Genomic DNA, 12453 nt, shown 5'->3' with positions numbered 1-12453 from the left:
TCAGGCCGAGGCCGGTAACGGCTGGAAACTGAAGTACTGCCTCAGTGCGCTGACCAGATACCCATATTCCGCAGGCGTTCGCTGCAGGCTGAAACCGGCATCGTAATGATGCGGCGTCGCGTCTTCGTGGCACCAAAGACAACATCCCCGCACATCGATGATCTGCTGGCTGCCATCAGTGGCCGGGATTTTGAGGCGCAAATCAAAATCGGCGCCGACCATCATCGGCAACTGGCTGATCAACATCAGCCCGTCCTCGGACACGTTACCCAGAAATCCGATGGGTTTGTCTGTCACGCTGTTAAACACTCTCAGAAAATACGGCAGCTGATGCCGTTCGATCCGGCGGTCGGTGAACATGCTGAATTCGCTATGCCAGGCCCTTAAGCAGGGCCGCACTAATGCTTCGGAACGGACCCGCCTGCGTGGGCAATGGGTACGCTCTCCCCGATCCTGGTGCGACAGTCCGTGGCACCGCTGCCGCTTACTTGGACCGATCACAGGTGTGGCGCCGACCTGGAGACAGGGCCACAGACCCGAGCCCTTGGACTATAGCTCACCCCACGCGGTGAGCCAGGCTTGGGATGACAACTGTAATCACAAACGCGTCGCCCGCACGGCGCCGGTGTTGGTGCTGCGCAGCGGGTAATGGCCCAGTGACTGCAGGGTCTCCAGGCGGGCACGGGCGCGGAACGCGTATTCGCTTTGCGGGTAAGATGCGAGGATGAATTGATAGGTTTGCGCGGCATCGACAAACAGTTTCTGCCGTTCCAGGCACAATCCGCGCAACATCGACACTTCCGGCCATACATAAGGCCGCGCGCGGCTGGCGCGTTCGACTTTCGACAGTTCGAGCGTCACTTGCTCGCAATTGCCGCGGTCGTAGGCACTGTAGGCGTTATTTAAATGATGGTTCATCGACCAACGGGTGCAGCCCGTGATACTGAGGGCCAGGGCGGCTATGAGCACGAATCGCATGAGGGTTCTCCTGTCTTGAACTCTGTATCGACCCGTCGGCGAAAATCTTCAGCAATGTTCGTTTCAACAGACAAACGAATAAGTAGTGCACGGGAACAATGACTACAACCCAAGAGCATAGTAGCCTCACTCAGCGCTTGAACTCAGGAGTCTTTGCATGTCCGTCCGTCGTACCAAAATCGTCGCTACCCTTGGCCCGGCCAGTAACTCGCCGGAAGTTCTAGAACAGCTGATTCTGGCTGGCCTGGACGTCGCCCGCCTGAACTTTTCCCACGGCACCCCCGACGAGCACAAGGCTCGCGCGAAGCTGGTGCGGGACCTCGCTGCCAAGCACGGCCGCTTCGTCGCCCTGCTGGGTGACCTGCAAGGCCCGAAAATTCGTATCGCCAAATTCGCCAACAAGAAGATCGAGCTGAAGATCGGTGATCAATTCACCTTCTCCACCAGCCATCCATTGACCGAAGGCAACCAGCAGATCGTCGGCATCGACTATCCGGACCTGGTCAAGGACTGCGGCGTGGGCGACGAACTGTTGCTCGACGACGGTCGCGTGGTGATGCGCGTCGACACCGCGACCGCCACCGAACTGAACTGCACCGTGATCATTGGCGGTCCGCTGTCGGACCACAAAGGTATCAACCGTCGCGGTGGCGGCCTGACTGCACCGGCCCTGACCGAGAAAGACAAAGCCGACATCAAGCTGGCTGCTGAAATGGAGGTTGATTACCTCGCCGTGTCCTTCCCGCGTGACGCCGCAGACATGGAATACGCGCGCCAGCTGCGCGACGAAGCTGGCGGTACCGCCTGGCTGGTGGCGAAGATCGAACGCGCCGAAGCCGTGGCCAACGATGAAACCCTCGACGGCCTGATCAAGGCTTCCGACGCGGTGATGGTTGCCCGTGGTGACCTCGGAGTGGAAATCGGCGACGCCGAGCTGGTGGGTATCCAGAAGAAAATCATCCTGCACGCTCGCCGCCACAACAAGGCCGTGATCGTGGCGACCCAGATGATGGAGTCGATGATCCAGAACCCGATGCCAACCCGTGCCGAAGTGTCCGACGTGGCCAACGCCGTGCTCGACTACACCGACGCCGTGATGCTGTCTGCCGAAAGTGCTGCCGGTCTTTACCCGCTGGAAGCCGTACAGGCCATGGCGCGCATCTGCATCGGCGCTGAAAAGCACCCGACCAGCAAGACCTCCAGCCACCGCATCGGCAAGGTCTTCGAAAGCTGCGACCAGAGCATCGCGCTGGCAGCCATGTACACCGCCAACCACTTCCCGGGCGTGAAGGCGATCATCGCCCTGACCGAAAGTGGCTACACGCCGCTGATCATGTCGCGCATCCGCTCCTCGGTACCGATCTACGCGTTCTCACCGCACCGTGAAACCCAGGCCCGCGCGGCCATGTTCCGTGGCGTCTACACCGTACCGTTCGACCCGGCATCATTGCCGCCTGAGCAAGTCAGCCAGGCTGCAATCGACGAGTTGCTCAAGCGCGGTGTCGTGGAGAAAGGCGACTGGGTGATTCTGACCAAAGGCGATAGCTACCACACGATTGGCGGCACTAACGGCATGAAGATCCTGCACGTTGGCGACCCGATGGTCTGAGACTTCAGCCAGTAAAAAGGAGGCCCCCCAGTTCGCGCTGGGGGGCCTTTTTTTGGGGTATCTGATGGGCCACCGCCAGGCAGCAGCACTCAACCGCGAGGCAGAAAGGCGTCGGCCAATAGTTGATTGCGCGGCAGTCCCGCCAGGTACAGGCGCCGGGCAAAGGCATCAACGCTGTCGGGGCCGCCGCATAGCAAGGCCTGGGTCTGCCGGGAAACCAGGCGCATTTGTGCCAGTGTCGTGGGCAGATCCGCCGGGGTCCACAGCTCGATGCTGAGGTTCGCGCGGGTGGCGGCCATGGCCTGTAGCGGCTTGGCCAGGTAGTGCTCGCTGGGGTCGTGGGCCAGGTGAATCACGCGGATGGACCCTTGGTGATCCTGCAGCAATGCCTCGCGCAGGATGCCGAACAACGGCCCCAGCCCAGTGCCCGCCGCCAACAGCCATAGCGGGCGCTCGTGCCAGTCCGCATCGTAGTGCAGGGCCCCGCCGCGCAACTCGCCAAGACGGATCGAATCGCCGATCTGCAACAGCCGGGCGGCATCGCTGAACGCGCCCGGTTGCCGGCAATCGATGTGAAACTCCAGGAATCGATCTTCCTGAGGCAGGCTGGCAAGCGAGTAGGGGCGTGCGACTTGTCCCGCCCACAGCACCAGATGCTGCCCGGCGCTGTAACGCAGAGGGCGTTGCGGCACCAGGCGCAGGCGCAACACATGGGCGCTGAGCCAATCGATCGCACTCACCTCGGCGGGGCGACCATCGTGCTGTGGATCGAAGGTATGCACCTGCAAATCCTCCACAACCTGGCACTGACAGGCCAGCCGCCAGCCCTGCTGGCGTTGCTCGGGACTGAGGGCGTCGGGCCGGGTGTCGCTGGGCTGCCCTTGCAGGCACTGCACCAGGCACGCGTGACAGCTGCCGGCGCGGCAGCTATATGGCACGGCCTCGCCATTGCTGTTCAACGCGTCGAGCAGGTTGCTGCCCGGCGCGACCGACCACCGCCGCTCGCCCACGCGCAACTCAGGCATCGGCGTTCTCCCATGCCGCCGCGCAGCGATTGCGCCCGTCGCGTTTAGCGCGATAAAGCGCCTGGTCGGCGCGGTGCAAGGCATCGTCCAGATCGTCACCCAACTCCAGTAATGTCATCCCGGCCGACAGGCTGAGGTGGGTAACGCTGATGCCGATCAGCTCGACGTCGGTAAAGGCGATGCGCAAACGTTCGCAACATGAAGTCAGGCGCTCGGCATTGCAGTCGGGCAGCAGCACCACGAACTCTTCGCCGCCATAGCGGGCGAGCACGTCACCTTCGCGCAGACAGGCGCTGGCGACCGCCGCAAACGCCTGCAGCACCTGATCGCCGGCAGCATGGCCGTGGACATCATTGATTCGTTTGAAGTGATCCAGGTCGATCAGTGCCAGGCCGTGCACGACATCAGCATCCATCGCGTTCAACTCGCGGGTCGCCAGGCGCAGGAAGTGCCGACGGTTGAACAGGCCGGTCAGCTCATCGGTGGCCACCAGGTCTTCAAGCTGGCGCATCATTCCGCGCAGGGTGTCCTGGTGCGCCTGCAAGGCAAAACGGCGCTGGCGCATGCGTTGTCGCGAGGCCTGGACATAACGGGCGTAAAACACCAGCCAGACCAGCACGATAAACAGCAGGCAAACCTGCAGGATGGCCAGAGCCGGGTCAGCCAACTGAAAATGGTAACCGTCCCACAGGGTGATAGCGCTGAAACTGAAGAACACCAGCAGCGCGCAACGAATGAACGCGTAGCGCGACAGATGGAACAGGCCAAACAGCAGGATCAACACATAAAAGACCAGGAACGTGCCCCGGGCATCGTCCAGGTGGGCAATCAGCCAGGTTTGCCAGGCCAGGCCCAGCAGCACTTGTGCTTCGGTCAGGCTGGGGTCGGCAAGGCGCAGGTTGCGGCCACTGTAGAAGTACCCGAACAGTGCCACCTGAGTGATGACCACCAGCACACTGCCAATGACCACACTGGCAAGGGGCGCATCGTAATGACCGGTAAAAAAAGCCAGCCACAGTAGTAGCAAGGCCAGGGCATAGGTACCGGCGGCGAGGGCGAAGCGTTTGAGTAAAAGTCGTTGGATGGCGTTATGGGTCAATCGTTGACTCACCGTGCGAAAAAAACGCTGTTTGAGTGTCCTACTCTACAGTCCGGATGCCACTTTAGTGGCGAGCCTGATAAATGACCAATCAATTCTAAGATCGAAAAAATGGCGTCAAAACCATGACTCGACTTGCTGGTCAATCCTGCCTTCGATGACGCCTGCATCCTATGCGACCAACGAATGACCTCTGGCGGGTGTTTACCAAACCGAGGCGCGGTATACTGCCGCGCCTTTTTAGCGTCGCGCCAGCAGCCCCGGCGTGCCTTGAAAGGTGCTTGCAACCGACCGATTCACCCAAGCTGCAAGCACCTTATTGAATGTTCCCGTCTTTAAGAGGAGCGCGACTCATGACCGTGATCAAGCAAGACGACCTGATTCAGAGCGTTGCCGACGCCCTGCAGTTCATTTCCTATTACCACCCCGTGGATTTCATCCAGGCGATGCACGAAGCCTACCTGCGCGAAGAATCGCCAGCGGCCCGTGATTCGATGGCACAGATCCTGATCAACTCGCGCATGTGCGCCACCGGCCACCGCCCGATCTGCCAGGATACCGGCATCGTCACCGTGTTCGTCCGCGTGGGCATGGACGTACGTTGGGATGGCGCCACGATGGGCCTGGACGACATGATCAACGAGGGCGTACGTCGCGCCTACAACCTGCCGGAAAACGTCCTGCGCGCTTCGATCCTCGCCGACCCGGCAGGCGCTCGCAAGAACACCAAAGACAACACCCCGGCAGTTATCCACTACTCCATCGTTCCGGGTAACACCGTTGAAGTGGACGTGGCGGCCAAGGGCGGCGGCTCCGAGAACAAGTCGAAGATGGCCATGCTCAACCCGTCCGACTCGATCGTCGACTGGGTCTTGAAAACCGTGCCAACCATGGGTGCCGGCTGGTGCCCACCGGGCATGCTCGGCATCGGCATTGGCGGCACCGCCGAGAAAGCTGCGGTAATGGCCAAGGAAGTGTTGATGGAATCCATCGACATCCACGAGCTGAAGAAGCGCGGCCCGTCCAACCGTATCGAAGAGATGCGCCTGGAGCTGTTCGAGAAGGTCAACCAGCTGGGCATCGGAGCCCAGGGCCTCGGCGGCCTGACCACCGTGCTTGACGTGAAGATCATGGACTACCCGACCCACGCCGCTTCGTTGCCGGTGTGCATGATCCCGAACTGCGCGGCGACTCGTCACGCGCACTTCGTGCTCGACGGTTCCGGCCCGGCCTCGCTGGAAGCGCCACCGCTGGACGCCTACCCGGAAATCGTCTGGGAAGCCGGCCCGTCGGCTCGTCGCGTCAACCTCGACACCCTGACTCCGGAAGAAGTGCAGAGCTGGAAGCCGGGCGAAACGGTCCTGCTCAACGGCAAGATGCTCACCGGCCGCGACGCTGCGCACAAGCGCATGGTCGAGATGCTGAACAAGGGCGAAACCCTGCCGGTGGACCTCAAGGGTCGCTTCATCTATTACGTCGGCCCGGTTGATCCGGTGCGCGAAGAAGTCGTTGGCCCTGCCGGCCCGACCACTGCAACGCGGATGGACAAGTTCACCCGCCAGATCCTCGAGCAAACCGGCCTGCTGGGCATGATCGGCAAATCCGAGCGCGGCCCGACCGCCATCGAAGCGATCAAGGACCACAAAGCCGTTTACCTGATGGCAGTGGGCGGCGCGGCTTACCTGGTGGCGCAAGCCATCAAGAAGTCCCGCGTGGTGGCTTTCGCCGAATTGGGCATGGAAGCGATCTACGAGTTCGACGTGAAAGACATGCCGGTAACCGTTGCAGTGGATAGCAAGGGTGAATCGGTACACATCACCGGTCCTGCCATCTGGCAGAAAAAGATCAGTGAAAGTCTGGCGGTAGAAGTGCAGTAAGCCTTTCAGACACGTCTGGCAAAGGCGACAGGGGTCATGCTCCTGTCGCCTTTTTTATGGCTCATGCTATGGTGCGCGCCCACCGTCCCGTTGTGTAACGCCCAGCATGTTCGAGTCCTCTCGCCCCTTGCGCCTGACGCTCTACTCCCTCGTTATCGTTGCCGGCGCCGTCATCGCCGCCACCCTGGCCATGCGCCATGCCGAGCGCCAGGCATTGGTGGAGGACGCTGCCCGGGCCAACCAGCAGCTGGGTTTGTACGCGACCTCGCTGCACACCTTGATCGAACGCTACCGCGCCCTGCCCGCTGTGCTGGCCCTGGACCCTGAGCTGCGTTCGGCACTCGATGGACCATTGACGGCCCAACAGCAGGACCTGCTCAACCGCAAGCTGGAAAAGATCAACGGCGCCGCCGAATCTTCGACCCTGGAACTGCTCGATGAAACCGGCCTCGCCGTGGCCGCGAGCAACTGGCGCCTGCCCAGCAGTTACGTCGGCCACAACTACGGCTTTCGCCCCTACTTCAGCCAGACCCGCACCCTGGGGTCCGGACGCTTCTATGCAGTGGGGGTGACCAGCGGGATTCCCGGTTATTTCCTGTCCAGTGCGGTGACTGCCGACGATGGGCGTTTCCTCGGTGCCATGGTGGTCAAGCTCGAGTTTCCCGAGCTGGAGCGTGAATGGCGCCAAGGCAGCGATACTTTGCTGGTCAGCGATGCCCGCGGCGTGATCTTCATCGCCAATCAGCCAGGCTGGCGTTATCGCTTGCTCAAACCACTGAATGACAGCGATCACGCCGAACTCAAGGCCACCCGCCAGTACGACAAGCAGCCCCTGAAACAGCTGGACTATCAGCCCCTGGAGAGTTTCGACGACAACAGTCACCTGGCGCGGGTCGATGGCCCGGATGGCAAAGTTGACTACCTGTGGGAATCCCTGCCCCTGGCCGCCGAAAACTGGACCCTGCATCTGCTGCGTCGCCCGCAGGTGCCCTTTGAAGACAGCCGCACTGCCGCACTGGCTGCAGCCGGGTCGTGGCTGGCGCTGGTTTTCCTGCTGCTATTTCTCAATCAGCGTTGGCGTCTGGCCAAGATCCGCCAGCGCAGTCGCGAAGAGCTCGAGCGCCTGGTCGAAGAACGCACCCGCGACCTGCGCACCGCTCAGGATGGCCTGGTGCAGTCGGCCAAGCTCGCCGCCCTGGGCCAGATGTCCGCCGCCCTGGCCCATGAAATCAACCAGCCGCTGACCGCCCAGCGCATGCAACTGGCCACCCTGCGCCTGTTGCTCGACCACGGCCGGGTAGATGACGCCTACAAGGCACTCAAGCCGGTGGACGACATGCTGACGCGCATGGCTGCCCTGACCGGCCACCTCAAGACGTTTGCCCGCAAGAGCCCCAGCGGCCTGCGCGAACGCCTGGACCTGGCGACTGTGGTGGACCAGGCGCTGCAACTGCTCGAAACCCGCCTGCGCGAGGAACAGGTCAGCACGGTGCTGCACCTGACGCGCCCGGCCTGGGTGCGTGGTGATTCGATTCGCCTGGAGCAGGTGCTGATCAATCTATTGCGTAACGCCCTCGACGCGATGCACGACAAGCCCTGCAAGCGCCTGGAAATCCGGTTGGAAGAAGATGAAAAGCTGTGGCGCCTGACCGTGTCCGATAATGGTGGCGGCATTGCCGAGGAACACCTGGCAAAAGTCTTCGATCCGTTTTTCACCACCAAACCCGTGGGCGATGGCCTGGGCATCGGGCTGGCCGTATCCTTTGCCATCGCTCACGAATCCGGCGGCCGCCTGAGCGCGGCCAACCAGGGTAACGGCGCCGCTTTCACCCTCACCCTGCCAATCGACCAGGAGGCCCAGGGCCCATGCTCAACTCAGTAATCGTCGTCGACGACGAAAGCAGCATTCGTAGCGCCGTCGAACAATGGTTGAGCCTGTCAGGCTTCGAAGTGCAGTTGTTCAGTCGCGCCGAAGAGTGCCTGGCGCAGTTGCCCCGGCACTTTCCTGGGGTGATCCTCAGCGACGTGCGCATGCCCGGTATGACCGGCCTGGAGCTGTTGGCCGAGGTCCAGCGGCGTGATGCCGACTTGCCGGTGATCCTGCTGACCGGCCACGGCGATGTGCCGATGGCAGTGGACGCGATGCGCGACGGCGCCTACGACTTCCTCGAAAAACCCTTCAGCCCCGAGACGTTACTCGGCAGCCTGCGACGCGCGCTCGACAAACGCCGGCTGGTGCTGGAAAACCGCGCCCTGCATAAACAGGCCGACAACCGCGCCAAGCTCGATGCCACACTGCTGGGGGTATCCCGAGGACTGCAGACGTTACGCCGGCAAGTGCTGGAACTGGCGGCATTGCCGGTCAATGTGTTGATCCGCGGTGAAACCGGCAGTGGCAAGGAGCTGGTTGCTCGCTGCCTGCACGACTTCGGGACACGGGCCGCCAAGCCCTTTGTGGCGCTCAATTGCGCAGCGATCCCCGAGCAACTGTTCGAGGCCGAACTGTTCGGCCACGAGAGTGGCGCATTCACCGGCGCCCAGGGCAAGCGCATCGGCAAGCTCGAATATGCCGACGGCGGCACGCTGTTTCTCGATGAAATCGAAAGTATGCCACTGGCCCAGCAAGTGAAATTGCTACGAGTGCTGCAGGAGCAGAAACTCGAGCGCCTGGGGTCGAACCAGAGCATTCGCGTGGACCTGCGAATCATCGCCGCGACCAAGCCCGACCTGCTGGACGAAGCCCGGGCCGGACGCTTCCGTGAAGACCTGGCCTATCGCCTGAACGTTGCCGAGCTGCGCCTGCCGCCGCTACGAGACCGGCGCGAGGACATCCCGCTGCTGTTCGAAACCTTCGCCCAGAGCGCCGCCGATCGCCTGGGCCGCACATTTCCACCACTGACCGGCGCGCAATTGAGCCACTTGCTAAGCCATGACTGGCCCGGCAACGTCCGTGAACTGGCCAACGTGGCCGAGCGCCAGGTGCTGGGGCTCGATGAGCCGGCACCGGTAGGCAGCGAACCGGGGCAGTCACTGGCGGCTCGTCAGGAGGCTTTCGAAGAACACTGCCTGCGGGCGGCCTTGACCCGGCATAAAGGCGATGTGAAAGCGGTGCTCGAAGAGTTGCAACTGCCGCGCCGCACCTTCAATGAAAAGATGCAGCGCCATGGGCTGACTCGCGAGATGTTTTTGTAGCGCCTGGATCGGCCTCTTCGCGGGCAAGCCGCTCCCACAGGTTTTGTGGCCGAGCACATATCTGTGGTCCACCTTGATCCCTGTGGGAGCGGGCTTGCCCGCGAAGAGGCCATTGCTGCCAATACACATCTACAAGCTGATAAGCGATTTTCCGCTCACCCCCATTCTCCAATAAGCGGAAATCCGCTTACGCACCCGTCCAAACCCCTCTAAACCGGCCCTCCCCCTGTTGGCACAGCTCCTGCTATAGCCCCCGCAGGCTGCGTTTCAATGCGCTCCAATACAACAATTAGATTAAGGATCCTTCGATGGATAACTCCAACACCCTGCCCGCAGGATCGGCTGCCGTGCCGGCCAAGACCAGAACCACTTCCAGTCGCATCAGATCGATCTTCAGCGGTTCGGTCGGCAATATGGTCGAGTGGTACGACTGGTACGTCTACGCCGCGTTCTCGCTGTACTTCGCCAAAGCCTTTTTCCCTAAAGGCGATACCACCGCACAGCTGCTTAATACCGCCGCGATTTTCGCCGTAGGCTTCCTGATGCGTCCGATCGGGGGCTGGCTGATGGGCCTGTACGCCGACAAGGTTGGTCGTAAAAAGGCGTTGATGGCCTCGGTTTACCTCATGTGCTTCGGTTCGCTGCTGATCGCCCTGAGCCCGGGCTATGAAACCATCGGCATCGGCGCGCCGATCCTGCTGATTTTCGCCCGTTTGCTGCAAGGCCTGTCGGTCGGTGGCGAGTACGGCACCTCGGCCACTTACCTCAGCGAGATGGCGACCAAGGAGCGTCGCGGTTTCTTCTCGAGCTTCCAGTACGTGACCCTGATCTCCGGCCAGCTCATCGCGCTGGGCGTACTGATCGTCCTGCAGAACGTCCTCACCACCGAGGAACTGTATGCCTGGGGCTGGCGCATCCCGTTCGCCATCGGCGCGCTGTGTGCCGTGGTTGCGCTCTACCTGCGTCGCGGCATGGAAGAGACCGAGTCCTTCACCAAGAAAGAAAAGGCCAAGGAAAGCGCCATGCGCACCTTGATGCGCCACCCCAAGGAACTGCTCACCGTGGTCGGCCTGACCATGGGCGGTACGCTGGCGTTCTACACCTACACCACCTACATGCAGAAGTACCTGGTGAACACGGTCGGTATGAGCATCTCCGACTCCACCACGATTTCGGCAGCCACGCTGTTCCTGTTCATGTGCCTGCAACCGCTGGTAGGCGGGCTCTCGGATAAAGTCGGTCGCCGGCCTATCCTGATCGCCTTCGGCGTCCTTGGCACGCTGTTCACCGTGCCGATCCTGACCGCCCTGCACACCGTGCAGAGCTGGTGGGGCGCGTTCTTCCTGATCATGGCGGCGCTGATCATCGTCAGCGGCTACACCTCGATCAACGCGGTTGTGAAAGCCGAACTGTTCCCGACCGAAATTCGTGCACTGGGTGTTGGCTTGCCTTACGCGCTGACCGTGTCGATCTTCGGCGGTACCGCTGAATACATCGCGCTGTGGTTCAAGAGCAGCGGCATGGAAACCGGCTACTACTGGTACGTGACCGGGTGTATCGCAGTGTCTTTGCTGGTGTATATCACCATGAAAGACACTCGCAAGCACTCGCGCATCACCACTGACTGACCGTCACATTCAGGTCGGCTGCACCGGCCTCTTCGTCGAAACGCCGTCCGGAGCTTGTGAGTTCCGGGCGGCATTGCGATGGAGCCCCCCAAAAATCTATCAGCTCAACTCGGCAGCCGCCGGCTTCGCGTACTTGTTTTGCGCGTAGGAAGCACCCGCAATCATCACCATCAGAATCCCCGCCAACACCAGCGAGGAGCCAATCGTACCGAAATCCAGCCCCCCCTTTTCATGCGGTTTTGTCAGGAAGTCACCTAGGGTCGCCCCGAACGGCCGGGTGAGGACAAATGCCACCCAGAACAGCAACACTGACGAAATCCTGGTGAAGTATTTGAGCAGCACCACCATCACAATGGTCGAGCCGATCAACAGCGCGCCACCGGCAAAACCCAGGCCCGAGTCGTCGGCCAGGTAATCGCCGAGTGCCGTGCCCAGGGTGTTTGAAAACAGGATCGCCATCCAGTAAAACATTTCGCCGCGCAAGGTCTGCACTTTGGTCACATTCAGTGAATCACCGCTCAAGCGCCAGGCGGCAAAAATCCCAACCAGGATGGCAATCAGAATCATCGAACCGGTGGCGTAGCCCAGACCCAGGGTACGATCCATAAAGTCCGACATCGTGGTGCCGGCCGTGCTGGTCGACAGGATCACGATCCAGTACAGCACCGGTTTGTAAGACTTGGACATCAGCTGAGTGATCAACGTCAGCACAAATACGCTGATCAGAATCAGCGAGCTGATGGCGTAGCCGACATTGAGAGTCATCGATAGCAAATCGCCTGCGGTCTCCCCCAAGGTCGTTGCGCAGATTTTCATCACCCAGAATGCCAGGGTTATTTGAGGAAGTTTATTCATCGAGGATAGCGCTCCAGCGTGCGTGGTCGTTTCTTGGTTTTGCACGCAGACTGGCGGGGGCTTGGTGAAAAATAGGTAGGTGCTTTATGAAAAATCTGTCACTTACGCAAATGGGAAGATTTTATGGCGACCGGGCTTGCTCGTGATGCTGTGTCAGATACATTGCTTTTGACCGACAGATTATCGCGAG

At 61.1% G+C, this 12453-nt stretch carries 10 protein-coding genes; 5 read left to right on the top strand and 5 right to left on the bottom strand.

The features are described from left to right. Entirely contained in the window at nt 1-360 is a 360-nt protein-coding gene (locus AAEZ09_RS15390) for a PilZ domain-containing protein (protein ID WP_045058259.1), read from the bottom strand. Nucleotides 361-597: 237 nt separating this feature from the next. Beyond that, entirely contained in the window at nt 598-978 is a 381-nt protein-coding gene (locus AAEZ09_RS15385) for a tetratricopeptide repeat protein (protein WP_045058260.1), read from the bottom strand. A gap of 157 nt (nt 979-1135) precedes the next feature. Here AAEZ09_RS15385 and pyk point away from each other — a divergent pair, with 157 nt between their 5' ends. Beyond that, the gene (gene pyk, locus AAEZ09_RS15380) at nt 1136-2587 is read left to right on the top strand and encodes a pyruvate kinase (protein WP_045058261.1); all 1452 of its coding nucleotides are present in this window, start codon (nt 1136-1138) and stop codon (nt 2585-2587) included. An 89-nt stretch (nt 2588-2676) separates the two neighbouring features. On the opposite strand, the gene AAEZ09_RS15375 is transcribed toward pyk, so the two are convergent. Both AAEZ09_RS15375 and AAEZ09_RS15370 read right to left on the bottom strand, forming a co-directional pair. Next, the gene (locus AAEZ09_RS15375; RefSeq protein WP_350599938.1) at nt 2677-3612 is read right to left on the bottom strand and encodes an iron-sulfur-binding ferredoxin reductase; all 936 of its coding nucleotides are present in this window, start codon (nt 3610-3612) and stop codon (nt 2677-2679) included. Next, nucleotides 3605-4711: a GGDEF domain-containing protein gene (locus tag AAEZ09_RS15370; protein WP_045058263.1), complete on the bottom strand. Its 1107-nt coding sequence runs from the start codon at nt 4709-4711 to the stop codon at nt 3605-3607. Before AAEZ09_RS15370 ends, AAEZ09_RS15375 begins: the two co-directional genes overlap by 8 nt. Nucleotides 4712-5064: 353 nt before the next feature. On the opposite strand from AAEZ09_RS15370, the gene AAEZ09_RS15365 reads away from it, so the two are divergent. The 4 genes from AAEZ09_RS15365 to AAEZ09_RS15350 all read left to right on the top strand — a co-directional run bounded on the left by AAEZ09_RS15365 (nt 5065) and on the right by AAEZ09_RS15350 (nt 11408). Beyond that, nucleotides 5065-6588: a fumarate hydratase gene (locus AAEZ09_RS15365; protein WP_045058265.1), complete on the top strand. Its 1524-nt coding sequence runs from the start codon at nt 5065-5067 to the stop codon at nt 6586-6588. 106 nt (nt 6589-6694) lie between these two features. Then, a complete protein-coding gene (locus tag AAEZ09_RS15360) occupies nt 6695-8470 on the top strand; it encodes a sensor histidine kinase (RefSeq protein WP_350599936.1) in 1776 nt (591 codons plus the stop codon). Beyond that, entirely contained in the window at nt 8455-9780 is a 1326-nt protein-coding gene (gene mifR, locus AAEZ09_RS15355; protein WP_045058267.1) for a two-component system response regulator MifR, read from the top strand. Before AAEZ09_RS15360 ends, mifR begins: the two co-directional genes overlap by 16 nt. A gap of 308 nt (nt 9781-10088) precedes the next feature. Next, nucleotides 10089-11408: an MFS transporter gene (locus tag AAEZ09_RS15350; protein ID WP_045058268.1), complete on the top strand. Its 1320-nt coding sequence runs from the start codon at nt 10089-10091 to the stop codon at nt 11406-11408. A gap of 99 nt (nt 11409-11507) precedes the next feature. Here AAEZ09_RS15350 and AAEZ09_RS15345 read toward each other — a convergent pair whose 3' ends face one another. Beyond that, the gene (locus tag AAEZ09_RS15345; protein WP_045058269.1) at nt 11508-12263 is read right to left on the bottom strand and encodes a COG4705 family protein; all 756 of its coding nucleotides are present in this window, start codon (nt 12261-12263) and stop codon (nt 11508-11510) included. Nucleotides 12264-12453: the final 190 nt, after the last annotated feature.

Source organism: Pseudomonas sp. 65/3-MNA-CIBAN-0223 (assembly GCF_040310425.1).
Lineage (GTDB): Bacteria > Pseudomonadota > Gammaproteobacteria > Pseudomonadales > Pseudomonadaceae > Aquipseudomonas > Aquipseudomonas gregormendelii.
The sequence above is the reverse complement of the archived record's forward strand: the minus strand, read 5'-3'. Positions and strand labels throughout refer to the sequence as shown.

Coding starts and splice junctions, on each gene's coding strand:
- pyk (WP_045058261.1), top strand. CDS start 1,136: ATGTCCGTCCGTCGTACCAAAATCGTCGCTACCCTTGGCCCGGCCAGT.
- AAEZ09_RS15365 (WP_045058265.1), top strand. CDS start 5,065: ATGACCGTGATCAAGCAAGACGACCTGATTCAGAGCGTTGCCGACGCC.
- AAEZ09_RS15360 (WP_350599936.1), top strand. CDS start 6,695: ATGTTCGAGTCCTCTCGCCCCTTGCGCCTGACGCTCTACTCCCTCGTT.
- AAEZ09_RS15385 (WP_045058260.1), bottom strand. CDS start 978: ATGCGATTCGTGCTCATAGCCGCCCTGGCCCTCAGTATCACGGGCTGC.
- AAEZ09_RS15345 (WP_045058269.1), bottom strand. CDS start 12,263: ATGAATAAACTTCCTCAAATAACCCTGGCATTCTGGGTGATGAAAATC.
- AAEZ09_RS15390 (WP_045058259.1), bottom strand. CDS start 360: ATGTTCACCGACCGCCGGATCGAACGGCATCAGCTGCCGTATTTTCTG.
- mifR (WP_045058267.1), top strand. CDS start 8,455: ATGCTCAACTCAGTAATCGTCGTCGACGACGAAAGCAGCATTCGTAGC.
- AAEZ09_RS15350 (WP_045058268.1), top strand. CDS start 10,089: ATGGATAACTCCAACACCCTGCCCGCAGGATCGGCTGCCGTGCCGGCC.
- AAEZ09_RS15375 (WP_350599938.1), bottom strand. CDS start 3,612: ATGCCTGAGTTGCGCGTGGGCGAGCGGCGGTGGTCGGTCGCGCCGGGC.